This window comes from Actinospica acidithermotolerans (assembly GCF_018139625.1).
Taxonomy (GTDB): Bacteria; Actinomycetota; Actinomycetes; order Streptomycetales; family Catenulisporaceae; genus Actinospica; species Actinospica acidithermotolerans.
The window spans coordinates 1-25876 of sequence record NZ_JAGSOH010000009.1; the positions used below are offsets into that span (position 1 = coordinate 1).

General features: G+C 68.3%; 12 protein-coding genes. 5 read left to right on the plus strand and 7 right to left on the minus strand.

Features of this window, described 5'->3' with window-relative positions; genetic code table 11:
* Positions 1–1886, minus strand: a 1886-nt coding sequence (locus KDK95_RS05540; RefSeq protein ID WP_212516919.1) for an NACHT domain-containing protein, incomplete at its 3' end; no start/stop codon positions are given.
* 345 nt (positions 1887–2231) lie between these two features.
* Between KDK95_RS05540 and KDK95_RS38130 the strand changes: the two genes are divergently transcribed.
* The 3 genes from KDK95_RS38130 to KDK95_RS05555 all read left to right on the plus strand — a co-directional run bounded on the left by KDK95_RS38130 (position 2232) and on the right by KDK95_RS05555 (position 4842).
* Entirely contained in the window at positions 2232–2432 is a 201-nt protein-coding gene (locus KDK95_RS38130; RefSeq protein ID WP_372463268.1) for a DUF397 domain-containing protein, read from the plus strand.
* Complete coding sequence (locus tag KDK95_RS05550; RefSeq protein ID WP_212516921.1) at positions 2429–3325, plus strand: DUF4238 domain-containing protein; 897 nt, start codon at positions 2429–2431, stop codon at positions 3323–3325. The genes KDK95_RS38130 and KDK95_RS05550 overlap by 4 nt, the downstream gene beginning before the upstream one ends.
* 302 nt (positions 3326–3627) lie before the next feature.
* A complete protein-coding gene (locus KDK95_RS05555) occupies positions 3628–4842 on the plus strand; it encodes a hypothetical protein (RefSeq protein WP_212516922.1) in 1215 nt (404 codons plus the stop codon).
* Positions 4843–4944: 102 nt separating this feature from the next.
* Here KDK95_RS05555 and KDK95_RS05560 read toward each other — a convergent pair whose 3' ends face one another.
* From KDK95_RS05560 to pglW, 6 genes are read right to left on the minus strand one after another with little or no spacing between them, the layout of a single operon-like run.
* A complete protein-coding gene (locus KDK95_RS05560; protein ID WP_212516923.1) occupies positions 4945–7149 on the minus strand; it encodes a DEAD/DEAH box helicase in 2205 nt (734 codons plus the stop codon).
* Complete coding sequence (brxD, locus tag KDK95_RS05565; RefSeq protein WP_212516924.1) at positions 7146–8471, minus strand: BREX system ATP-binding protein BrxD; 1326 nt, start codon at positions 8469–8471, stop codon at positions 7146–7148. The genes KDK95_RS05560 and brxD overlap by 4 nt, the downstream gene beginning before the upstream one ends.
* 31 nt (positions 8472–8502) lie before the next feature.
* Positions 8503–11445 (minus strand): BREX-2 system phosphatase PglZ, encoded by a 2943-nt coding sequence (gene pglZ / locus KDK95_RS05570; protein WP_212516925.1) that lies wholly within the window; start codon positions 11443–11445, stop codon positions 8503–8505.
* Positions 11445–15398, minus strand: coding sequence for a DUF6079 family protein (locus tag KDK95_RS05575; RefSeq protein ID WP_212516926.1), 3954 nt, complete (start codon positions 15396–15398; stop codon positions 11445–11447). The genes pglZ and KDK95_RS05575 overlap by 1 nt, the downstream gene beginning before the upstream one ends.
* 35 nt (positions 15399–15433) lie before the next feature.
* Positions 15434–19084: a BREX-2 system adenine-specific DNA-methyltransferase PglX gene (gene pglX, locus KDK95_RS05580; protein ID WP_212516927.1), complete on the minus strand. Its 3651-nt coding sequence runs from the start codon at positions 19082–19084 to the stop codon at positions 15434–15436.
* Positions 19081–23598: a BREX system serine/threonine kinase PglW gene (gene pglW, locus KDK95_RS05585; protein ID WP_307844187.1), complete on the minus strand. Its 4518-nt coding sequence runs from the start codon at positions 23596–23598 to the stop codon at positions 19081–19083. Before pglW ends, pglX begins: the two co-directional genes overlap by 4 nt.
* Positions 23599–24279: 681 nt before the next feature.
* Between pglW and KDK95_RS05590 the strand changes: the two genes are divergently transcribed.
* Positions 24280–24492: a hypothetical protein gene (locus KDK95_RS05590; RefSeq protein ID WP_212516929.1), complete on the plus strand. Its 213-nt coding sequence runs from the start codon at positions 24280–24282 to the stop codon at positions 24490–24492.
* A gap of 286 nt (positions 24493–24778) precedes the next feature.
* A complete protein-coding gene (locus KDK95_RS05595; RefSeq protein ID WP_212516930.1) occupies positions 24779–25864 on the plus strand; it encodes a tyrosine-type recombinase/integrase in 1086 nt (361 codons plus the stop codon).
* Positions 25865–25876: the final 12 nt, after the last annotated feature.

A 25876-nucleotide genomic window follows, 5' to 3' on the forward strand; every position in this document is an offset into this window, starting at 1 on the left:
GGGCGGGGGGTGCGCCCAGCGGCCCAGCGCAGGATCGCGGGCAGGTCCGCGTCGTCGAGCATGTCGGGCAGTTGGTGGATGAAGAGCGCGTACAGGCCGAAGACGCGGGGGCTGCGCTCCCGGGTCATGGCCTGGGCGAGTTCGTCCGCGCTCAGCGCGCCGGGCCACAGGGCGTCGAGGAGCGCGCCGCGCAACTCGTCCGGGAGGTGTTCGCCGCTTTCCAGGAGCACGGGCCGAAGGCGTGTTGCAGCGCCGGTGGGGTCGAGCGAGCCGATCGTGCGCACGGCGGCGACCCGGACGTCGGGCGGTTGGGCCTTGTCGCGGGCGGCCAGCGCCAGTTCGTCGAGTACTCCTGTAGAGCCTGTCGCCAGGGCGATCTCGGTGGCGATGCGGGTGCGGCCGGGCGGGCCTTGTGTGAGGGCGGTCCGCAGCTGGTGCTCGAGTCCGGGGTGCTCGAGGCTGCTTAGGGCGTAGCCGGAGAGCTTGTAGCTGCGCAGCGCCTCTTGGCCTCCGAGTGTAAGGAGGCCGTCTGCCAGCAGCGGTCGCAGTTTCGCCGAGGCCATCGCGTACGGGTACGCGGCGACGGTTTCGAGGTCTGCGTCCATGATCCAGCCGTAGGCCTGCGGGTCGCACGCCACCAACCACGCCGCGGTATCTCGCAGCAGGGGACGGACCGTTGTGACCTCGCCGGGGCCGAGCAGGATGTGGCGAAGCCGGTCCTGCCCGATCTTCTGATCGGTGAGGAACCGGGCGGTGAGGAACGCCGCGAACGTCGGATGGCGCAGGATCCGTCGGTAGGGACCGCGGCCCGTGAAGATCGTGCTGGACAGCGCGTCGTGCACCTGCTCGAGTCCGGGCCGTTCCTCGTGCGGGAACGGCTCCTGGCCGAGGAACTCGACGAGACTGAGGTCGCCGTCCTCGCCCAGTGCGTCAGTCGTCTGGATGCTGGGGCGCTCGCACAGGGTGGTCCATGCGGCGATCCTCGCGCTGACCGCGAGGCGGTGTGCGGCGAGCCCGGCGGGACGAGTCGTGCCGCGCGGTGGCCCTCCGGCCCGGTCGGGGTCGGGATCGCGGGCTAGTTCGAGCAGCGCCGTCTCGAACAGCTCCAACGGGTCGTTGGTGAGTTTGCCGGAGTCGGCGAACCTGTCTGCCAGCATCTGCGCTGTCTGTGGGATGCACGCCAGCGGCATCGCCGCGACTCGGTGGACTTCGCGCAGGAACACCTCGGGGTCGAGTTTGCGAGCGAGGGCGAGTTCGGCCACTTCCCGGGGGCTGAGGGGCAGAAGGTGCCTGGTGGTGAAGCCGGGCAGGCGCTCGCCTAAGGCTGCCTCGGCCGAGGTTGCTTCGGTCGAAGGATTCTCCCTGCGTGGTGGGGGCCAGTCGGTCGTTCGGCACGCGAGGACGAGGCAGAGCCTTGCCGAGATCGTGTCCAGGAGATCCGTGAGCGACTCGACGAGTTGTGCCGGCCGCAGCCCACAGCGGTCGACGTTGTCGAGCACGCACAGGACGGGCGGCGTGTCGGGGTCGACCGGCTCGGATTCGCGCGTCAGGCGCCGGGTTAAACGCTTTGCCACGCGCGCCTCGAACGAGGTGTCTCCGGTGACCGTGTCCAGGTCGATGCGGACGGGCGCGGACGCGATGAGTCCAGACTCCATCCACGCGGCCGTGAGGTTTTCGAGGGCGCGGGTCTTGCCCATGCCGGGCTCGCCGAGAAGCAGCAGACCTCCGGTCGGGCGGAGCTGCAGCAGCGGCACCGCGGCTGGCTCGTGGTCGTAGTCGGTGATGTCACGGCCGGGAAGCAGGACGTCCCCGGCAGTCTCGGCCGCGTCGGAGGAGGGGCCGGAGACGTATCTGGCCGCGAAGAAGTCGCCCGGGGCATCGAGCACGTTCCGAACCTACACGCCGCGTCGAGACCGTGGCTCGCGATCCCGCAATAATGAGACCTCTGCGCGGTACTCGGCCTGATCTTTCTCGCACGATTCCGCTCGCCGAGACGATCCGGAGCGCCGAGTGGAGCAGCGAGAACGGCGGTGACGACCATGCGGTGGACGTTGGCTACGTTGAGAGCCACGGCGGTACCGCTGGCGTCATCGACTCACCTCATCGCGTCGCAGCCTGTAACCTCAGCTTTGATCTGATGCGCGCAACGGCCCTGTCGCCGAACCGCTCAGTCGAGATGGTCAGGGCGGCGATGGAGGGGTTTGGTGAACCAGGACGACCTCAAGAGTGCGGTGTGGCGTAAGTCGTCGTACTCCAGCACGCCGGGTGGCAATTGCATAGAGGAGCGCACCTGCCGTCCGGCGAGTGGGCTGTCCGTAACTCCCGTGAGCCTGAAAAGAACCCCACATCTTCACCGACGCCGAGTTCGCAGCCTTCCGGGCTGCAATGAAGAACGGCGAGTTCGACGCGTAGGGGCTGTCGGTAGATCATGAACACTCAGCCTGGCGGCCCACAGAACAACCCGCCGAAGGACTTGCACACGGTCACTCGGTGCTTGTTGGCGCGCTTCGCCGACTCCACCTCAGGCAAGTTGAAGGCCTACTACCTCACCCGGCCGCGGGAGTACGACAAGCCTCCATCAGCGGTAGGACGGGTCGAGGGCTTCATCACGCACAACCCCCAGGAGTACGAGGCTTACTGGAAGACAGAGGTCGAGGACTTCCTTCCAGCCGCCTTCACATCGGTGGACGACAAAACCATCTTGGACAAGCCCGACCACGTGAAGGTGCTCAAGGACTGCATTGCGCTCCACTGGGCGAGGAGCAAGGCCTACAAGGACACGTCCGAAGCCCTGTTGCAAGAGGTCACGCAGCGGCAGAAGCGGCTCTGGATGGAGCAGCACCGGCAGCTCTTGGTGAACGCCTTCTACGACCGGTACGGCCTGTACCCAGTAGGCGACCAAGCGCTTGAGCACATCAATGAGCTACTGCATGAGATTCCAGAGGTTATCTTCAGCAGGCACTTTGCCGAGCGGGTGCGCGAGAACTTCAAGACGGCCCGGAACCACTTCGTCAACAAGAAGCTTGAGATAGCCCGGCCACCAGCGGGCCAGCAGTTCTTGGTGGGCGATGCACCTGCGCTCCCGGTCAGCAACTGGGACGGGCAGATCAGAAAGGCAGCGCTGTACGAGGCGAACACGGTACTTCTACCGATCGGTCCAAACCATGCCCTCGGCCTTGGTAAGGGCGACGACAAGTGGATCGACCTCGAAGCGTCGCATGTTGAGCTGATCAACACGATGCAGACCGTCGAGGCCATAAGTTGGGTGTACTACCAACCGAGTTCTGGCCTAGGAACGTTCGTAAACACCTTGCGTCGGGAGTGAGGCCGAGGAACGAGCCGACCAACCCCGCGGCCGGCGGGACTGCTTGAAGCAGCCCGTCTAGGACACGGGGCGTGCAGCAAGAGACCGGAGGGTTCCTACTCCGCCAGTCACATAGATGTCACTGTTCAGACAGGCCTCATGTTGCTTGATCGCGTTGAAGCCCTTTGCGAGCGTAGGCCACGTCGAGGCAGAAATCTCCTCGGTGCTTTTTCGTCCGGTCCGAGGCCCTTGAAACGAAACTCCTCTTCTTGGCCGCGTCCTCGCTACGCTTGCTCTCGGTACTTCGAGGAGGGCAGGGCAGAGTGTACAACCTGGTCTACGTGGATGCGGTCGATGCTGAGACCAAGCGAGTCATCAGCTATACCAGAGAGCTGATTAAGGCCTATCGGACGGTGGGGGATGAGCTGCGCTACAACATGGCCAGCACCTTCTACATGGACGCCTTCGGCTTCGTGAACTTCCGGGTCGAGACTGCGTGCAGTTGCCTACTGTTGGTGGAGAACAAGCTGGTAGCCGATGCCCTCGGCCTGAGTCGGTCGCTCTTCGAGCACTACCTGCTCTTCATCCTCATGTGCCGTGGTCGCAAGCTAATCAAGCTGGAGGACCTGAGCAGCAGCGGCTTAACAGCCGCGCAGTTCAAGGCCAAGCTGAGGGAACGCCAGGACGAAGTCGCCCAGGCGAGGGCGGCGGGTAGGGCCGTCCCGCTGTCGGTCGAGCAGTATCAGCACACCAAGCAGATCATGTACGTCTTCGAGGGCGTGCGCGACAGTGAAGACCCGAGCTACCTCATCCCGATCCACTACTTTTCGTTCCAGCGATTCCGGCCAGAGGTCATGCGTCTGGAGGACGAGCATTACTTCCAGTACTACGAGCGTTCCCAGGAGACTAAGAAGGCTGTGAAAGGCTTTAAGGCAGAGGCCGCAAGCCAGTACCGCTACTACCTGTCGTACGATGCGCTGCTGCAGAACCTAAAGCTCAACGGCGTCGTGACTTCCGGGGATATCGCTAGGATCGAGGCCCACTACACCTTCCTGGGGAAGACGCTGCATCCCACCCACCACGCGGCGCAGGACCTCCACGAGGTTAGCAACGTTCACGCCACCCGGCCGGCCGTTGGTGATGACCAAACCTACGCTCCCGAGGCTCGGCTGTTGACAGCGTTGTACGTCTGCTACATCGTGCATGGCCTTTTTGAAGAGGTGGCCCGGCTCCTCGAGGAAGCGCCCGAGACCTACGTGAAGGACCCGGGTACAGCGACCCTCCGTAAGGAGATGGCCCATCTCTCCGCGGTGTTCCCGTACTTCTGGTTCGTCTTCAATGAGCCGCCCCTGTACGACAAGTTCAACTGGTGCATCTATCACGCCACCGACGACGAGTTGAAGGAGTGGGGCCACTACAGCAAGGCACCGGGGGAGCGGATCACTTTCCACCAGCACATCTTCAGCCATTTCAAGTCCGGGTTGATGGAGTGGAACAACGCGCGCGTCGGCAGGTACCCGTCGCCGATTGCTCGGTAGCGTGAGAGGCACGTCGTACGCGCTCGCCGAGGAATGACGGATTTGCCCGGCCGGTACTCGCCGTTACAGTAGCTATGATCGCCACACGGTCAGACGAGCCGCCTACTGGTGGTCGTGCAGCCAACGAACGGGTTCTGTCAGGACGGCACGCGCGCCGGGACCGTCCTCCAGGCGCGTGGCAAGAACGTACCGCGCGACCTCGTTCGGGAGTGCCGCGGAGAACTTCAGACCTCTGATCGCGCGTTCGTCGGGGGTGGGGCGCTTCGGCGTGGACTCGCGTGCTGCTGCCAGCGCGGTGTGCCAAGTATCGTGGGACACGCCGGGGGAGAGCTGGATCCATTGGTCGCTCGGCGTCGATTCGGGGTCGAGCACGTTGTCGGCTAACTCTCGAATACTCGCCTGCAGCGTCAGGTTGACGCGGAAACCGCCCCAGGTCCACCATCGTGCTTTTCCGTCGAGGCTCTCCACGACAGTGCCTTCCGCACTGACACGATCGCCGTGGCAGGCTCGGATGTCCGCGAGCGCGGAGACGGCCCGCCGAGTGAGCTTTACCGGAGGGTTCTGGGCCAGGACGACGTCGCGCATCGCGCGGGTGAGGGCCATGGACAGGCCTGCCGACCCGCCCGAACCCCACTTCGCGCGGCCGCCGCTGTCTACGGGTTCGACGAAGCAGCGCCGATGGCTGAAGTCGATGTGGGTCACCTGCCAGCTCCGGCCGGCGAGCAGGAGTCGGCGGGGCTGTTCGGTCTGCTCGGTGAGCAGCGCAGGGTCGATCTGGCCGAGTTCCGCGCGACCGGCGAAGACGGTGAACTGGGGCGGGGCGGTGAAGGATGCGGTCAGTTCCATGAAGTGGCGGCGGCCGAAGTTTCTCTCGGCCTCGGGGCCGATGAACAGCTGTCCGCCGTCCTCATCGACGAAACCCGCAGCGCGCAGGTAGTCGAGGATCGGTAGGGCGCTCGCGTCGAAGGGGGCGAGGCCGTTCCATTCGGCCGGCCACAGCCGGTCGCCGATCGTTCCCTGCTGCAGACAGCAGGCGAGCAACTGCTGCGCGACCAGGTGCAGTGGCTCTGTTGGCGGGACGACGGGTTCGACCCAGCCCCGCCCCCAGAGCAGCAGCAGACCGGCGGCGCGCAGGAGCGCGTGCTCGCTCGTCGCGAGGAACAGGCAGTTGCGCACGGTGCCTGGGCGGCGTCCGGTGCGGCCGAGGCGTTGGAGGAAGGAGGCGACGGTGGTGGGCGCGTCGATCTGGATGACGCGGTCGAGGTCTCCGACGTCGATGCCGAGTTCGAGTGTCGATGTGGCGACGATGACGCAGTCACGGGCGTCGGCGAAGGCTGCTTCGCTGCGTCGGCGTTCGTCCGCGGAAAGGGACGCGTGGGACAGGAACGTGGTCACCTCTCGCGCGCGCAGTGCTTCACCCAGCTGCTCGACCTGGCGGCGCGAGTCGCAGAAGACGAGTCGCTTCTCGCCTTTGTGCAGGCTGCTGATGACGAGTGCGGCGTTCTCGATGGAACCGACGTAGTCGAGCTCGATGTCGCCGGGTGGTGGCGTCGCGGGCCCGGCGTCGGTGGGACTGGCGGAGTCGGCGGCCGCCAGGTCGGGGGCGACGACCGAGCCGGGCCTGGTTTGCGCGCCGGAGCCCTGGAGCCAGTGCAGGAGTTCTTGTGGATTGCCGACTGTCGCGGACAGCCCGACGCGCTGGATCGGACGGCCGGCGATCCGGGAGAGGCGTTCGAGGATTGCGAGCAGGTGCCAGCCGCGGTCGTCCCCGGCGAAGGCGTGCACCTCGTCGACGACGACGGCGCGCAGGTTCCGGAACAGCTCGCGATGGTCCACGTTGACGGACACGAGCATCGCTTCGAGGGATTCGGGCGTGGTCAGTAGCACGTCCGGTGGCTCGCGCAGCATCGCGCGGCGGGCGCCGGCTGCGACGTCGCCGTGCCAGAGAGCGGCACGGCGCCCGATCCAGCCGGTATACCGGTCGATCCTTGATTCGAGGTTGTTCAGCAGCGCCTTGATCGGGCACAGGTAGAGCACGCTCAGCCCGCGCCAGCGCCCTGCTTCCATGGCCGAGAGCAGAGGGAAGCACGCGGCCTCGGTCTTGCCCCCGGCGGTGGGTGCGAGCAGGACGGCGTCTTCGCCCTCGAGCAACGGTCTGATCGTGGCCTGTTGCAGCGGGCGCAGCGCCTGCCATCCTAGTGTGTTGACGATGTGGTGGGCGATGACCGGGTGCAGCGCGGTAAAAGGTTCGTCGCCACCGGCCGCGGGTGCGTTGGCAGCCTCGAGCCGGCCGGGTTCAACGGTCATGGCAGGTCCAGCGCAACCTCGTCCGCGGACGACGCGGGCGAGGCGGCGTTGCGCTCCACCTCGGTCAACTCCGCCGCGCCGATGGTCAGCCGGTAGTGCTTGCGCGGGTCGAAGTCATCGAACTCGTCGATGCGGTCGAGCACATCGCCGACGAGTTTGCGCAGGAACAGCCGCGGCGCGATGCCGACGTGGCCGCCGAGTCCGCCGGTGACGGCGCGGGCCAGTGCGTCGAGGTAGGCGTCGTCGGCGTGCGCGGCGATCCGGTCCGGGTTGCGGGCGCCGTCGGCGTACAGGTCGCGCACCCTGCGGCCGAGTTCACCGAGGCGTTCGAGGTCGAACCCGGCCAGGCGCAGCTGGACGGCGCGCGGGGAGTCGAAACGCGGGTCGGTGGTGAAGTCAGTGGTCAGCCGCTGGGCGAGCGGAGGGAGCCGCTGCACGCCTTGCTGCCCGTCGTAGAAGGCCGGGGTGCCGGTAATGAGGAGGAACAGGCCGGGGAAACGGCCCGCGTCGATCTCGTCGAGCAGCTGACGCAGGGCATTGAGCCCCTTTTCACGCACGTCGGTGCGCACGCGCTGGAGTGTCTCGATCTCGTCGAGCACGACCAGGAGGCCGGGGTGCCCGCATTCGCGCAGCACGGTGAGCAGGCCGCGCAGGAATCCGAACGCCGCGGTGTGGTCGATCTCGCCGCGCAGGCCGGCCGCGCGCTTGGCGGCCGCGGCCACGGAGGGCTGGCCGCCGACCCACGCGATCAGCGCCTCTGCGGTGGCCGCGTCCCCGGCGAGCCGCGCCGCCCGGTAGCCGCGCAGCGCTGCGGCAAACGCCGGCGCCGAGAGCGACACGTCGGCTAGCCGCTGTTCAAGTAGGGCGTCGACGGCGGATGTGAGGCGGCCCTGGTCGCCCGACACTGCCAGGTCCTCGGCGGCGTCTTCCTCCAGTGTGTAGAACCAGGCGTCGATGACGGCACGCAGCGCGCTGGGCTGGTGGGTCGCTGTGCTCAGGTGCTCGGTGAGCCTGCGGTAGACGGTTTCGAGCCGGTGTAGCGGGGTCTCGGTCTCGGAGATTTGGATCTCCGCCGTGGCGAGTCCGGCCTTTTTCGCCCGTTCGGCGAGCCAGCGAGCGAAGAACGTCTTGCCGCTGCCGTACTCGCCTCGGATCGCGTGGAAGCTCGCCGCGCCGCGCGCGACGGAGGCGAGTTCCTCATCGAGGCTCGCGGTGAACCGGTCGAGTCCGACCGCGAACAGGTCGAGCCCGGCTTCGGGTACGGTTCCGCGCCGTAGCGAGTCGATGACCTGCCGCCTGCGCGCCGCACTGACCGCCGCCATCCAGCCTCCCGAGTCTTGATCGATCTTCAGTCTAGAGCTGGCCGGTCTGGATTCGGCCGAGGCTGAACTGCTCTGCGAGCAGGTCGAAGTCCAGTCTGACCGTGCGACCCGAGTCGATCCTGGACAGAACCGGGTATTGGTCGATGTTCAGCAGCCGCTCCAGATTTGCCAGGAAGCCGTCGAAGGATGTGCCGCTGCGCCCGACGATCTCGGCGAGCACCGAGGCCGGGAGGGTCCTGTCGCCGCCGTGCAGCGCGTCGATGGCGGCGATCACCTCCTCGTCCTTCATCTTAAGGACGAACTTCTTCTGGTCTCGGTAGACCGCGCTCGCCACGACCGCCGCGCCGACGGACGCGGCGTCACGGTTCTTAACGGGCTCGGCGGTCTGGGCAGGTGCGGAAGCAGCATCGTCGGCGGGGAGCGGGAAGAGCGCCTCGTGCTGCACCGGCTTCGTCGACTTGCGCGGCCCGGCCGGCTTCGGCGGTTCGGGAACGGGAGCAGCGAGGGGGGTGCCGGCTGCGCCGGAAGCATCGGTCTCCACCGGCAGGGTGCTCCACCATCGCGGCGTGGGCCGCCACGGTGCGAGTGCGGTCCAGCCCTTGGGCACGGGCATGCCTTCGGGCAGGAACACGAGCACAGGGACCGTCATCTCGGCGAGTGCGGCGCCGCCGTGGTATCCGGCCCGGCGTGCGGTGTAGCGCACCTGTTCGGAGACGGCGGCGATGAGTGTGCCGCCGCAGTCCATCACGCGCGGCCCGCTGAGCAGGATCTCGTCGGCTGAGGCGGGTTCGGCCTCAGCGGAGCGGTATCGCTGGCTCTTGTCCGCGCTGGACGTACGCGTGGGCACGTCGTTCGCCGTCGAGCGGTCGAGGATGTGTCCGTGGTCGGAGACGAGCACCACGGGCCGGTCGAAGCTGCGTGCGGCGTCGAGAAGCGACTCGAAGTGGGTGACGTTCTCGAGCGTCCAAGCGGTGCGGTCGCCGCGCGCGCCTTTGTCCAGCGCGTCGTCTACGTCGTTGAGCACCACGCCGATGACTGCCTCGCCGGGCAGCGCCGACATCAGTGCGGGGCTGAGCCGTCCACCGGCCAGTTCGTCGCCGATGTCCCGCTTGTGGAACAGAAGCGCTTCCCGGCCGGCTCGCGCCCGCCAGAATGCGGCGAACCCGTCCTTTTCCTCACGCTGCCCGCCGGCTTGACGCGCGCCGCAGAGCAACGACGTGCGGCTGTAGACGGTCACCGAGGGGATGACGGCCGCCGCCGCCATCCGTGCCGAGTGCCCGGCCGCAGGCGCGATCGCCGCTTCGGTGAAGACATTGCGCCGGGTCAGACGTTCGCCGAACTCGGTCGCGACGGCACTGGACATGCCGTCGAGCACGAGGACGAGCGGAGGTCGCCCGGTGTCGGTCGCCAAACGCGCGGCCACCTTGTCGAGGACCTCCTCGACGAGGAGGGTGCCGGAATTGCTCGGTGCATCCTCGCCGCCGGTCCAGGCTGCGAGAGTAGACGCGAAGCTCCGGTCCAAGGCGTCGCGGCGGGCTCGTACGCGTCCGTATACCGACCGGTACGCCGCGGCGGTCTCTTCGGCGGCGGCCGTGTCAGGCCCGGGATCGGGGTCGCCGTGGTACAGGACGGTGAGAGCTCGGTCGAGCCAGCCGAGGTCGGTGAGGTGACGGGAGAGCCAGCCGGAGACATGCGCGGGCTGCGCCTCGGTGCCTGCCGTGTGCAGCCAGCGCAACGCGCGCAAGGCCATCTCCGCGACGGCGAGGCGCCGCGGGTGGACGATCGCGAGCCGGTGCCCGGCGAGCGTCCGATGCGCCTTCTCCGCCCGTTCCAGCGATGCGGGGGAGTGCGCTTCCTGATCCGCCGTCAGCGCGGCGGCGAACGCGGTCAAGCGCGCTTCGAAACCGGTCGGCAGTGTCGCGCTCGCCGCGAACGCGGCCTGCAACTGCGGATAGCCCGCCGCGAGAGCTTCGGCGCGGGTCACGGCGTCCAAAACGCGACTGCGAAGGTCCCCGGTCCGGTCTCCGCCGCCCTCGGTAGCCGTGATCCAGCGGTGCACAGTGCCTTCGGCGGCCTGGGCGAATGTGCCGAGTTCCGCCGCGGAGGGAGCGCCCGGCCCGAAGAGCGCGCCGAGGAGCAGTAGCGCGTCGCTCAGGCCGGCCGAGCCGCGTCGCGCGTCCAGAGCGGTGCACAACAACCCCAGGGCGACGGCGTCGCGCGCCCGGCCCAATTCGGCCAGGCGCAGCACGATTGCCGCGACCGGACCGGTGGCCTCGGCAAGCCACGCGCTGACACCGGCGCGTTCGGCCTCAGGCAACGCGGCGAAGCACTCCGGGCCTGTTCCGCGCGACCATTCCAGTACGGCGCCCGCGTCCGGCGCGCCGCCACCGCCGTCCAGGGAACCGAGGCCAAGCCGGACGGCCAGCAGCGCGGCGACCGCGCTGTCCCGGGTCAGCAGGGAGCCACGGCTCGCCCCTGGTGACGCGGTGTCCCATCCGTGCTGGGGCTCTGCGGCCAGCAGGGCGTCGAGAAGCCAGGTTTCGCGGGCCAGGCGCCAGTCCAGTTCCCGGACGCCGAATTGTTCGCGCACCAGCTCTGCCGGATTGACCGCGATGGTGCTCATGTACGCGGCGTGCGCCCGAAGGCTCCAGCCGATCTCCGCTGCGGGCAGGTCGGTGGCGATCACCAGTACCCGCGGCGCGCCGTCGGGCGTGCGTTCGCCCTCCCGCTGGAACTGTTCCCACGCGTCGGCGACGGCCAGCACGCTCGGGCAGGCGACCACGCTGACGGCGTACCTTTCGCTGCCCGCGCCCTCGTCCTCGTCCTCGAGTACGACAGAGAACTGGCTCGTCGGGTAATCGACGTACACCAGGAACAGGCGGCGGCTTTGCTTGCGCCGCAGCTCTTTGCGGACGAGGGATTCGAGCGTGCCGCGGCTGATCCGGGGAGGCGCTGTGGCCGCATCGAGGGACATCACTGGCCGCCCTCGCCCGACGTGGCCGCGTCGGGTGTGTCGTCGATGGGCTGCCAGGACACTTCGATCCGCACGCCGGGATTCGCCGCGGCATAGTCCCGAGCCTGCTCGAGCAGCTGGCCGACCGCCGACTCCCAGGCGCTCTCGACCGAGCCGGCGCCGACCCCGGACGGCGCGACGACGATGCGGCCGGTGGGCCGGGTTGCCGCCTTCGGAGCCGGGCGCTCGGGAATCGGCTGGTCGCCTGGCACGCCGTGCTCGGTCAGGCTGATCTGCTCCGCGCTGGTCGGCCGGGACCCGGCGGGCGGTGCCTCGACCTCAGCGGCCGGGGCGTAGCCGGCGGCGTCGGCCGATGCGCCCCCGGCTTGCGGCAGCGCTACCGCGGCCCGGCGCTGCGCCTCGGACAGCAGCGTCAGCCCGCGGCCGCCGACCTCGTGCAGAACCTCGGCGAGCGGCCGGGTGAACTCGTCGCTCGCTGCGGCCAGACGCAGCCGCTCGATCAGCGCCCTGGACTGCTCGCCAAGGTCGTCCGCCCGCTGGGCCATGTCGTGCACGGATTCGACGATCTTCCACTCGGCGCGGTCCTGCGCATCCAAGGCGTCGAGTACGGACTTCGCGGTGCTGATGGTCTTCGAGATGACCGAATCGGTGCACGAGTACTGCACCGCGGCGAGCTCGCGTACCAGAGCCGTGTCGTTCTCGTGCCGGGCGAGCCGGGCCAGCAGCTCGGCTGCCTCGCGCACGGCGACGACGCGTGCGCTGTCCACGGTGAGCCCCAGCAGCCGGGCGTGGGTTTCGGCGGACAGGGAGCCGCGCAGGTCGTTGACCGCCTGCTGGGCCGCCCTGGCCTGGGCTCGTACGGCCCTCGCGAGCTGGGTGGTGTTGCGGGCGTTGCGGACGGGCGCGACCTTGGTGCCGAACAGCGCGCCGGCCTTGGCGAGCGCGGCCGCGAACTGCTGCTCATCCGGCAGCTCCTGGGTACGAAGGGCGTACCCGTCCTTGATCTGGTCGAGCTCCGGCGGCTCGGCCACGGGCGTCTGCCGGTAGAGCCAGGTCTTGTCCGCGACGAGCGCGTAACACGCGATGATCATGTTGGCGGCGTTGCGGTCCAGGCCGGTGTAGCCCATTTCCTCGATCCAGCGGCGGATCTGCTCCACCTTCAGGTCGGAGCTCGCATCGACGCCGTTCTTCGCGGCCTGCTGGTCGATCCTGCGCCGCCAGTCCGTGGTGACGATGAGCGGGCCGTCGTGCACTTCGCCGAGTTGCAGGCCGTGCACGACCCGCTTGGCGAGCGGGATCTTCGTGCTCTCCACGACCGTGCGCATGCTCCCGTCCTCGACCGCGGCGGCGACCATGCCGAGCACGGTCTTGAGCTGCGGCAGCGTGACGAGATCACCCTTCTCGGCCGGGTCGAGGTTCAGGTGCTGCGGGTACATCCGGGCCAGCATGTCGTCGGCCAGCCGCAGCATCGCCGATTGGAAGCCTTCGGATTTGCGCAGCGGCTTGAGCTGGTGATCGGGCAGGAGCGAGTAGACGTGCGCGCGGTCGTTGAGCTGCGCGCCGAGGTTGGCCTCCTCGGCGTTCCTGATGCCGTAGGCCTGTTCGAGCGCGTCGACGAGCTGCTGGGTGAGGCTGGACTCGTTGACCCGCAGCTGCGTCCGAATGCGCATCCGGTCGTCGATCGACCAGGTGGCGGCCACCTCGTCGAGACGGTCGCCCTTGAGCAGTGCCTGGATGCGCAGCAGCCGCCCGAGGTCGTTGGTCACAGAGGTGGACAGGAAGTGCGGCAGCCACACCACCGTCGGCGCCTGGAAGCCGTCACGGGACAGATCCCTGACACGCTGCCAGTCGTCGTTGGGGCCGTGATCGTGATCGTCAAACGGATAGTCGACGACGAACTTGATATTGCCCTCGGTGAACGGCTCGAACTGGCCGCGGGAGATGGCCTGCGGATCGCGTACGTTGGCGAACACGAACTCGGCCGTGCGCTTCGTGCCCTGCCAGATGAGCGTGCGCTCGTCGGGGGCGGCGGCGCTGTCCTCCTTGACGCCGAGAGCCTCCCACAGCACGTTCTTGATCCAGACGCGGCGGGTGCCGGGCTTGTCGCTATCGTCGCACGCGGCGAGCAGCGGCTCGACGTCGAGGTCCGAGACGTGCACGGTGAAGACCGGATTGGCCTGATCCCCGTCGGAGCGGATCTCGCCGTAGCCGCCGGCCAGCCGCTTGATCCGGTCCACCGCGGTCGCGCCGGCCGTGGCGACGCGTGAGCGCAGCGCACCGTAGTTGAGCGCGGCCAGCTTCGGCCCGGTCAGCCGCTGCAGGGCGGGCACGTCGGGCGCGAGCGCGGACAGAAGCAGGGTCTTGACGAGCAGGTCGTCCTGGACGAAGCGCACGTCGGTCTCCGAGCCGTAACGCTGCTTGAGCGTGTCCCGGATCCGGCCGTGCAAGGTCTGGGCGTGTTCCGCCTGTGCCTTGAGGTGGTCGGTGAACGCGGCGCCCGTGCGCTCGGTCAGCACGTCCCACAGATGCCCGAGCGCGATTGGCCGGCCGACCTCCATGTCCGCGTTGCGCCGCAGCAGTTCGTGCACGAGCTTGAGGCCGGTGCGCTCGCGCTGGAGCGCGCCGGAGAGCGCGACCAGGACGTTGAGCAGTGCCGGGGTGAGCGGGTAGACCGTGCGGAAGTCCGACCAGTCGGCCCGGGTGGCGCCGTGCGCGTCCAGGAGCGTGTCCCGGTCCTGTGCGTTGGCCGACTCGACGGAGGCGAACGCGGCGTCGAGTTCGACGTCGGCACCGGGGAGCCGGCGCAGCACGCGCTCCTTGATGATCGCCGGGAGGTTGCGGTCCTCCAGGTTGATCACGTCGAAACGCTCGGCGAGATAGTTGACCTGGTACTCCAGGTTCTTCACGTCCGCGCCGACAATGTCCTCACCGATGAGCGTGGACAGATTGCGCTGCCGGGAGATGAACGCCACGATCGGTACCGGCCGGTCGCTGTTGCCGGACTCGATCAGCTTGACGAGCTCCTGCACCTGCGTATTGACGAAGGTCTTCTCCGTCAGGTGAGCCTGGAGCCAGAGGATCAGCTCGTCGAGGAAAAGGATCAGACCGTCGTAGCCGAGCGACTTCGTGTGATGCGAGATGACGGACAGGCCCTCCTCCAGCGACACGAAGCCGCCGGAAGCGCCGTGCATCGCGGTCCGGTAGGAGCTCAGCGGCCCGTCGAGCAACGCAGTGACCAGCTTCTTCCGCTGAGGATCTCCCGGGGGAGCGGCGAAGGCGGCGTCCAGCGCGGCCGGGGTCCACACGGAGTCCGCGCCTGCATCCTCCTCCGGCCTGTTCATCCGCGGGAGGTCACTATCGTCGTCCACAGTGCTCTGCGACGCGGCAGCGGCGGCGGGCCGGCCGCCCTCCAGCCAGGCGGCGAACCGGGCGTCATCCGCGAAGAACTCGCGCTGCTTGCGGGCGTCCGCGATCAGCGACTCGTCCCGGTAGACAGCGGGAGTCGGCGCATCCGGACGCACGCGCGCGACTTCCTTGACATAGCCCCCGAGCAGCGCGGAGGTGATGTCGGCCGAGCCGACGAGATGGTACGGCACCATCAGGAACCTGCGACCGCGCAGCCACGAGTCGTGGTCCGCGATCACCGGTTGCAGGCCTGGCTTGGCCCGGGCGACCGGATCGTTGTTGACGATGGCGTGCAGAACGGCGAGGAAGTGCGACTTGCCGGCGCCGAAGGAGCCATGCAGATACGCGGCGTTGGACGCACGCCGATCGACCGAGACCTTGATCAGGTCGAGAGCCTGACGGAACGCGTCACGCAGCTGGTCGGTGACGACGTAGTCGTTCACCATGCCGGCCGCATCGCCGATGGCGCCGGTCAACTCGACCTTGAAATCGCCCGCGTGGACGGAGTCCTTGATCTCCAGGACGTCACGAAGCGTCTTCGATCCCACTGTCCCGTTCGATCCCACTGCTCCAGTCCCACCAGTCACTGTCCCACTCCGAATCGCGAGCGCCGCTCGTTGAGGAAGGCCTCGAAGTCCTCCGCCGGGACGCCGCCCCACTCCTCGTCGTATTGCCCGTGCCACTGCTTGATCCAGGGCAGGATCTCAGCAAGGCCAGCGAGCAGGGGAGCGATTTTATCGGCACCCCAGGCGAGCTGTGCCGAGCGATCGTTGACGAGGTTCACCAGGGCCTGCGCCTGGTCTTTGTGGTCCCAGCCGGCCCAGCCGAGCAGAAGGGTTGGATCGGCGTCGGGCGAGGCTCCCGGGTAGCCGATGAAGCGCTCCTTCGGCACGTCGAGCTTGCCGCGATTGGACCAGTAGCTCTGTTTCACGAAGTCGGCGGAGGTGTACTTCGGCGGAACGGGGATGTCGCGCCGCTTGCCGGTCCGGTCCTCCTCGCGCTGCAACTCCCAAGTCCGCTCCCACTGCGCACGCTTCCGCAGGCCTGCCTCCTTGTAGCGCAGAGCCGCGAGGTAGGGCACGTGCTCGGCGTCGAGGATGTCGGCGAGGACGCGTTCCAGGGGCATGTCCGGGTTGCCAAGATGAGCCGCGTAGAGGGAGGCGACGGAGGTGAAGTCGTCGTCGGCACGTAGGCGGTCCGCGAGCTGGTTGATGGTGAGCGGACGCGGCTGACGGAAGCCCTCGCGCAGGGCGTACCAGAGGTCCGCGGACTCGGTGCGGTCCAGGAGCCAAGAGCGAAGGGCGTCGGCTTCCTTTTTGTCCCAGGGGGTGGTGGCCCAGCGGCGCTTGCACTCGGGACGCTCGATGAGCGCGAGGTCGCTGCGGGACTCGATCAGCGCGATGCGGGATTCGACGACGGCACGGTAGTCGGCGGGCCAGTGGGCGGGGAGCTCGGTGATGGGGGCGGAGTTGTGGCGGGCGAACCACTGAGTGCTCGCCTCGTCGTCGGCCATCTTGCGCGCGAGGACGATCTCGAAGGCACGCTCGCCGAGGGTGAGCTCGGAAACGTCTTCGAAGTTTGCGACCGTCGTCGCGGCGAGTTCCTTGGCGGTCAGGAGGTGGTACGTGCCGTAGATGTACCAGTCGAGCTCTTCCTGGAGAGCAATCATTTGGGCGCGGGTGCGGTCGTGGTCCGCGTGGGCGGCGTCGAGAGCGGCACGCGTAGGGAGGGGGGCAGAGCAGACGTGCGACGGCTCGAAGGTAGTGAGTTGCTCCGCGAGCTGGTCGAGGGCGCGGCCGTAGGCGAGGGGGAGTTCGGCCGGTAGCGGGAATTCCTGGAGCTTCGTGCCGGTGAACTCGTACCGCTCGTACCACGGCTCTGGGCTCCAGCGATCACCACCACCGCTTGAGTTCGACGTTCCTGCCTTCGGCTGGCTAACCTGCTTCAGCCAGAAGCAGGCAGTCGAGGAGTTGAGAACACTAAGCAGCGCTAGGTGCTCTTCCTCGCTCGTCCCCTCCGGCAGCTTGATCACAGGTGCGGAGCGGTTGAACACCTTCCCACCGCGATCAAGTACGAAGTGGTTGTGTGTGGCGACGAAAGCGAACATGATCGTCAGGGGAGCCTTCAGCTTTTCGCGATACAGCTCGCCGTACTCATACCAGGAAAGCGTGTTGATATCCTCAATCAATTTGCCGAAGCGCTTGCGCCGTTGAAGAACTCGCCTTCTTGGCCAAACGAAACGATGAAATGCGGGAAGATCGTCGAGCGATCGCACGGCGAGCGTCTCCCCGTAGGGCCAAGCTGAAATGGTATCCACGGTCACGTGGTAGTCGCGCACTCCGTCCCCGGTTACCATTGGGCGGCCGCTTTCGATGGCGAGTCGTCGCACTGTAGCTACATCGAGGAAGAATGCTTCATCCTCTGCCGTAATTGCTACGAATCCCATGTGCGCGGTGATGGTACCCAGCTTCTGATGGAGAGCACCCTCGACTCGCTGAAATAGCTCCCCTGCTCCGCCGCCTCCTACAGACCATGGGTACTCTTCGAAGCGCTCGCGAGGTGAATCCTCAACCGAGACCCACTCGGACGCGCTCCCCGCCTTACCAAGCTGATCGACGATCGCAGTCCACACCAAGCCCTTGGCCGGATCCTCCGGCGCTCCCGGCTCGCCGCGCACGCCGAGCACCGCCCTGATCGGCTTCAGCTTGTCCGGCATGTGGTTCCGGCCAATCAGGATCACCGTGGGCGTGCCGTGCCCAGGAATGTACGCTCCCGACGTGTCAATGATATGTGAGAGCTCGACCTTCTGCGCAAAGTACTTCTCGATGAGCGGCTTGCCAAACTCGCGCTTCATGAACGAGTTCGCCGTGATCTGGCCGACGTACCCGGACCCCTCACGCAGCCCGCCGCCGTGGACCGCCAGCTGGAACAAGCGCTGCGCGAACGGTGCTGCTAGTGAATACTTTCCCTTGCAAACTTCGCCGTACGCTGCCCGGTAGTTCGCGTTCTCGGCCTTATCCTGCACGACAATGTACGGCGGGTTCGCCACGACCACGTGGTACGTGCCGCGCGTTAGCAGGTCGAACTTCTCCACGAACTCGGCCGCGTCTTCCGTCGCGTAACTATGCGCCGCGCGCTGAACAGCCTCCCCATCCGCGCCAAACAGCGCATCCTGCTCGCCCGCGCTGTCCTTGCCATGCAGCAGCGAGTCGCCCACGGCCACGATCGGCCGGAAGCCGTGGTCCTCGGCCAGCTTCGTCGCGCCGGCCGCGTTCAGCGCGGCGATGTGCAGACGGAACCGGGCGATCGCCACTGCGAAGGGGTTCTTGTCGCAGCCGTGCACGCTTCCGAGCGCGCGTCGGATCAACTCGGCGCGGTCCGTTGCCGGTTCCTGCTCCTGCCACTTCGTCAGCAGCCGGTGGAACATCCCCAGCAGGAAGTGCCCGGAGCCGCACGCTGGGTCGATCGTCCGCAGTCCTTCGAGTTCGAACTCCTCGACCGCGGGCTCCAGCGTCAGGTCGAGGATGAACTCCTCGACGAACTCTGGCGTCTGCAGCAGCGCGTACGTCTTCCGTGCGTACTCGGACAGGTCCTGGTACACGTCGCCGAGGAATCGCGTGTCGAGCAGGCCGGCGTCGCCGTCTTCGTCGTTCCCGCCCGAGACGAACGTGTGCACGACATCGCCGTCCGGCCCGCGCCTGCGCCAGAACTTGATCAGATCGGTTGCCGCCTCGAAGGACGGCGTAACTCGCCACAGCGGGTTGTGTTCACGGTTAAAAAGTTCCGCTGCCGCGTCCGACTGGGCCGCGAAGTGGTCGAAGGCCGCGATCAGCCAGTCGCGGTCGTTCTTCTCCGGGTGCTCGGCGAAGTATTCTCCGTGCCGGTCCTCAGCGATCGTCACCCGCTCGCCCCGGCCCGCCAGGAACGGCCAGTCGATCAGCTCGTTGTCCTCGGCGAAGCGTACGAACACGCAGCCGAGCACCCAAGCCACCGCCGACTGCGCGATCTGCCCGTCGAGCCATGACTCGTATGTAGCGGCCGTACGTCCTGCCGCGTACGCCTCGTCGTGCTCCTTGCGCAGGTCCGCCTCGGCCGGCAGCTTGCCGTCTTTCCCGCTGCCCTCGACGGACACCCGTGCACGCAGATCGCTTTCCAGTAGAGCGACCTGGCCCCGCAGGTCGGCGAGCAGGTCCGGAGTGCCGCCGCTGCCCTTCTTCGTTCCGCGCCCGCTCACTCGTGCCCGCTCCGTTCCACCGTCGATCCCTGCCCAGCGCCCTGATCCTGACACTTCAGCTCCTCGACAGCAGCGCTGCCGAGCACGATCCACTCACCGTCCGCGACAACCGTCTCCACCAAGCGTCCGTCCAGGTTCGGGCTACTCCTGGCGCTCTCCGCCGGGCACAGCAGCCACAGGCCGCGCGGCGCTTCGGCTGCTCTGCGCGCGCTCTGCTGCAGCCCGACGACCAGGTCGCGCCCGGCGATGTCCCAGTATCGAGCCAGCAGGCCCGCGTTGTGCAACAGCACCGTGGATCGCGGCTGACTCGAGGCAAGTTCCGCCCACTTCGCATGCAGTCTCGACGCGACCTCCGCAACGTACTCGGCGTACGACCGCGGGGCCTCTCCCCGGCCTTCCGGCCCGGCGCTGACCTGAAGCCTGGCGTCCACGCGGAGTACTCGCTCCCACTCCAGGCCTTGCTCGGCCGCAAGCTCGCGGAAGCACGCGAGGAATTCGGCGTTGCCGTCCACGGAGATCAACGACGGGAAGCGGCGCTCGATCGCCGCGGACAGGCCCGGCAGGTGACGTACACTCACCGTCAACGCCCGGAACCCGCCGTCCTCGACGGCCTCACCCAAACGCTTGACCGCTGCGTCCACGACCGCGCCGGAAGCGGCGCCGCCGGCCATACCCGAGGCCGCAGCGTCCACGGCAGTACCCGAGGCCAGCTGGGTGGACTGCATCGCGGAACGCTCCGGGCCCCGGAACACCTGCTTGCCCGTGTCGAATCGCAGCGGATAACCCGCTTCCTTGAGCGCGTCGCCCAGCTCGACCGGCGTCACATCGCCGAAGTCGAGCTCGGGAAAACGCACCAGCACCCGCTCCAGCAGATCTCCGACCGAGACCCCCGGCTCGTAACCGACTCCGGCCGCAGCCTGCGAAATCCGGAGCGCACGCGCCAGACCCAGGTCCCGCGGATAGAGGTCCGCACGCGCGGAGGCGAGCGCGTTCGCCGAAGCGGCCGCGGCAAGCGCGACCAGCCGCGCATCCGACAACGGCGCTATCTGCCCCTCCGGCTCACGCACGGAGCGCAGCAGCTCGCGAACCGCCTTCGGCCCCGGCAGCGGCTCGGCGCGGATCGCGTCGTCGGCGCACAGCCCGAGCCGCACTGCGTAATCGACCAACTCGTCCTTCGCCGGATGGGCCACGGCCGACCCCGGCAGAGACTCGCAGGCTACGAACACGCCCCCGCCACGCCGGGACTCGGTGAAGCGCGGCTCGTTCTCGCCCGCTTCCACCAGCAACGCCGCGCGCGTAACCGCAAGGGCGTCGCCCAAGGCCTGCCGACGATCCTCGGTTCGCGCGCCGAAGCGGGCCCGTAGCTCGGACGCTAGCTCCCGCACCGCCATAACGCGGCCCTGCGCCGCGAGCACTTCCGCGAGCTCGTCGCGGACCCGCGCCATCCACTCCAGCCGCGCCCATTCGACCACGGCCGCACTCAGATACTGGTTCACCGAGGCAGACTGAGCGAACCCGAGCGCCAGCGCCGTTTCCTTCTGCGTCGGCCAGAACAGCGTCGGCGCGGACGCGCCCGGCGCGCCCGGCTCCGCGGGCAAGCCGAGGTACGCACGGATCGCCGGGATCTTCTTGCTGCCCGCCCGGCGCCGCAGCACCGTGCCCTCGACCGCCTCGATCAGGCCATTCGCCATGGCGTCAACCGGAAGCCGCTCCACCGCCGCCGCGTCAGCCGCCTGCGACAGCTCTTCCGCGCCCGGCTGCTGCCCGGCCCGGAGCGCGTCGGAATCGGGCCGCGCGCTGCTCCCGGCGCCCGCCGGCCTGCGGAACTTCCGGGCCCACTGCCGGTAACGCCGATTCAGCTCCCGCTTCGCCAGTGTGCCCGCCCCGCGCGCCCGGTTGATCCGGTACTGCGGCACGGCCAGCAACTCGCCCACCGTCGACGCGCCGAGGCTGTGTGCCACCTCGATAGCGGCCGGTGAGAGACCCGCGGCATCCAGCGGCGTGGCCGGCTCGGCGGCCTCGCTCGCTGCGTCGCGCTGCGCCTCGAGGTCCTCCACGGAGCGGACCAGCCGCGGCTCGCCATCCGTCTCGCTCGTCGGTCCGGTGCGCTCCGCGTCGATAAACACGCGGTTCCAGGCTTCGAACATCTGCCGGGCGCTGTCGAAGCGACGGTCGGCGTCCCGGTGCAGGGCCTTCTCGAAGAACCTCGTCAGCCCCTCGCGCAGCTGCGGGTTGAACAGTTCGGTGGCGATGCTGGGCAGCTCGTCGTCGAGAGACTTCGGGTCGCTCGTCCCGTTACCCCACACGGGTTTCTCGCCCGAAGCCATCTGATGCAGCGTCACCGCCACCGCGTACCGCTCGGCGTGCTCGTCATAGCGGGGGCGCGAACCGCCGCTGCCGAGGAACGGGTCGAGGTAGCCGCTCGTGCCCGAGGCCGTATCTGACGGGCTGCACGCTGCCAGCGAGAAGTCGAACAGCAGCAGCACCCGCTCGTCGTTACGCGGGAGCTTGTATACGCCGAGGTTGTCCGGCTTGATGTCGCGGTGCACCACCTCGTTGCGCTCAAGCGACAGCAGCGCTTGGAAGAGGTCTTCAGCGAGGTTCTTCAATCGGACGTAGCGCAGCTTGCCCTCTTCGCGCAGCAGGCGCGCGAGCGAGCGGTCACCAGCGTACTGGATGTCGATGACAGGATGCCTGCCGGCACCCAGCTCACGCGGCCCGCCGAGCAGCCGTACGATCTGGCCGCCACCCACCTTCTCCAGCGCCTCGGCCTCGGCGCACAGGCGATCACGGGCGTCGGTGTGGTTCAGCGCGACCTTCAGGACATGCTCGGTGACCCGCGTCTGCCCGTCCTCCGCCTCGGTCAGCTTCTCGACCAGCAGCGCCCGACCGGTCCCGCCGGTACCCAGCAACTCCCGGACGCACAGATCCTCACTGAGCCAGTCGCCCGGCCCGGCCTCGAGCGGATCGGCGTACTCAGTGGGCGCCTGCTCGGACGTCGTGGTCCGCGACCGGCCCGCCTCGGCGTCCTTGAGCAGCGCGAAGAACGCGTCCACATCAGGCAGCCGGTCGTCCACGTCGTGCCGGGTCGCGTCGTACACCAAACGGTCGACCGCCGGTTCGAGCCCGTCGACCAACGCGGCCGGGTGCAGACCGCGCTCGGCCTGCAGGCGTTCAAGCAGCGCGCCCTTGGTCGAGGCGGGCGGCTGACCCGCCAGAATCAGATAGCTGACGGCGCCGAGCCCGAACACGTCCATGCCGATGGGATCCGGGTACTCGGAGTTGAACTCCGGCGCGAGATAGAGCACCGACTCGTCGCGCAGGTGAGCGTCCGTGGCGTCGTCCCGGCCCAGCGACCTGAGCCGGGTGGCGATGGACTGGGCGTAGTCCCGCGCCGCCGTCTGCCAGTCCACGATGCGCAGCGTCGGACGGGAGCCGTCAGACCGTGCCGACACGTAGACCGACCGGGCCGCGAGGGCGCGGTGATACAGCGAGTGCCGGTGCGCATAGCGCAGTGCCTCGGCCAATTGCCGCACCAGCCCGAGCCGCGTCTCGAACGTCATACGGTCGCCGAACACCGCCATGTACTGGTCGAGACGCAGGTCCGATGTGTCGTGCCGGAAAAGGATCGACGGGCCCCCGGCGTGGTGCCTGATGTCCCGCGCCTCGTCGATGCCCCGGTGCCGCAAGCCCTGAAGCAGGTAGTACTCCCGCTCGGCAGCGCGTGCCACCGCGGTCCGGGCGCTGTCGTTCGCCTCCAGCTCGGTCAAATAGATCCGGACCCGCCCGGTCTCCTCGATCGCGCCCTGACGCGTCGCCAGCCGGTCTTCCCAGGTCGGGCCCTGGTCGAGCGGTTTGCCCGCCAGCCGCCAGTCGTCTCCGTACCGCAGATGCGCCTGCGGAGCGGACACGCCGATGGCGTTGAACAGGCGCGGCAGATGCTTCGTGAACTCGTCGTCGATCCGGCCGGCGCGCGCGGGCGGCCGGGCGAGCAGGTCCTTCCAGATCCCCGGCAAGCCGGTCTGCCGATCGTCGCGCCCGTAGACGTGCAGCCGCTCCACGCTGTCGAGCTCGGAGACCAGCCCTTGGTCCGAGAGGAAGACCGCCGGCTCGATCCTGGGCATGGTGAGGTTCAGGCGGAGATCCTGGGCGGCCCGTTGCAGCCGCGACTTCAGGTCCTTGGACTTCATGTCGACCGCGTGCAGCGGGTTGTGCAGAGTCAAGGTGCGCGACCGTTGGTCGGAACCCTGCGCATGGAAGATCCATTGGGAGCCGCGGTTGACCACCCGCCCCGGGTGGCCCTTCAACTCGACCAGGTACAGGCCGCCGGGCACCGCGATGAACAGGTCGCACTCGCTGATGCGGCCGCTGAACGCGGTGAACGTGAACAGCGCCACCGCGCGGTACGGAGGCTGCTCCGGCATCAGGCCCCGGATGTGGTCGAGCCCCTCCTGCTCCCACGGGTACGGGCTCGGCCCGATCTGCGCCCATCGGCGCTGAAGCCGATCCGGCACACCGCCCCCGGCCGCGCGGCCGCGGCCCTGTCCGTCTCGCCCCGCAGGCAACTGCGCGCCCTCCCTCTCTCACGACCATGCCCACTGAGGCCTCACAGCCTCGATACCGCGCCCAGCCAGCCCGGAAGCAATCCCACGTCGTCAGCATGCCCTGGATGAGTTGACCAGGTGCACTCTGCGTACCGGCGGGGCCACCCAATCATGCCAGGTTCGCGGATCGCCCGCGGACGCGACCTTTGCTCGCTCACCTCTTGGCGCCTACGCGAGCTCGAGTCATAGGAAGCAGGTCTGGCAGCGGGAAAACCCGGGTGAGAACAGCGGGTGCGCCGCAGCCCCGGTCCGCCATAGGGCGAGCATCGGTTACTCCGCTGATGTGTTGCTTTGCGAGGCCACTACTATGCCGATCATCATCGGCGTGTAGCTCAATGAGGTAGAGCACCGGGCTGGGACCCGGAGGGTGCGAGGACGGGGCCCGCCACGCCGGCATGGACAACGAGATCCGCGTGTCACCGGCGTATCCGGTTTGGGCAGTGGGCCAAGGCGCTGCGCGTGAACGAGGATCCGGACCCGGTGGTGCGCGCCCGGGCATGGAGCGCGTGCACCAGAGCGAGGCTGTGCTGCGGGGCAGATGGACGGCTCAGTCGTGGTCGGGGAGCGGGCGCCAGTGGCCGGCCTGCCCGCGTGAGTACAGCGACGCCGATCGATCCGAGCCTGGTGTACCGCGAGACGGCGCGGGACGTGCGTGGTGCTCTGGCCGCACGGCGGCCGAACCTTCGGGTGGAGGCGATGCGCGAGGCTCTGGCCGTCTGGCACCCGTTCGCCGCTGAGCACGCTGTGTGGCAAGCACCGCAACCCGAAGGAACGTACATCGAGGTCCGCGAAGCCCGCCATTAGTGCTGGTTGCGTGAGCCTGGCCGCCCCTGAGGTTCTGTAGACGATCAGATTTCGCGGAGATCAGACTGCGAGTGGGTGGAGGTCGGCGGCGAATTGAGGCGGCTGTGGCATGGCGTATGTGGAGCGGTGCGGGCGGGTGTGGCGGGCGCACTGGCCAACAGGTGAGGGGAGTGGGTACACGAGTAGGTCGGGCTTCGCCTCCAAGCGCGCGGCGCAGAAGTACGCGGATGAGCGGGAGGCCTCCGCACGGCTGTGGCCTGGCCTTCGGGTTGAGCCTGGGCTGAGTGTGGGGGAGTGGTGGCTGCGCTGGTTCCCGGCACAGGACCTGGCGCCGGCCACTTTGGAGACCTATGCCCAGCAGTACCGGCGACATGTGCACCCATACTTCGGGGAGCGGGCGCTGTCCGGGATCACCGGGCTTGACCTGGCTGGCTTCGCTCGTCGTCTGCGCGCCCAGGGGCTGGCGCCGTCCACCGTCACGGTGGTGTTGAGCGTGATCCGCGACCTCCTCGTGGACGCCGCCGCCGAAGGGCTGATCCCCGTCGCGCCCGCGGTACGGCTCAGGCAGCGGCGAAACGGCGCTGGCGCGCCTGTCCGTCCGGGCTTCGCCGTAGGCGCCGAGGAGGTGCTTGCGGTGTGCGCGCGTCTGCAGCGGCCAGAGGCGCTGATGGCGCTGATCGCGTTTTTCACGGGGATGCGGTGGGGCGAGGTGTGCGGCATGAACAGCCGCTTCCTGCACCTGCCCGGCGCTCCGAGCGAGCGTGCCCGGACGGATCTCGCCGGCGCGGGGTGGTACCAGGTGGATGCGGCGGCCGGCGCGGTACACGAGGACGTGCACGCGCGCCGCTTCTTCGGGCCGCCAAAGGGCGGCTACGGGCGCGCGCTCGATCTGCCCCCGTTCCTGGTGGGCCTGCTCGCCGAGCACTGCTCGGCCCTCGGTGGGGTTGATCTACTGTTTGCCAACCGACGCGGGGAGCCGATCCGGCACAGCGACTTCCTGCGCCGCTGGCGTCCGGCCTGCGACGGCGCCGCCCAGCGCCTCGCACGCGACGGGCGCGTACTGGCCGCCGCCATCGCGCCGCGGTGCCCTGGGCTGCGCTTTCACGATTTGTGGCACTGCTGCTGGAGAAGCGTTGGACCAAAGGTGGCCCCGGAGCTGCGGATTTGCCGCCTCCATGGTGGAGATCCAGTCGACGGCGCTTTCGCCGTCCGGTCCAGGCTCGGCGGGCCCTCCCGGACCGCAACGTCCAAGTCGAGGACGGCCGCGGCCGCGTCACCCTCCCCGGCCGTCACAGTGCATCGTCGCGCGCATGGCCAAGGTTCGGGCGGCGGGTCGGAACGCGGCGAGCTTCGACCGGTTCCGCGCCGCTAGGCTTGGTCAGGT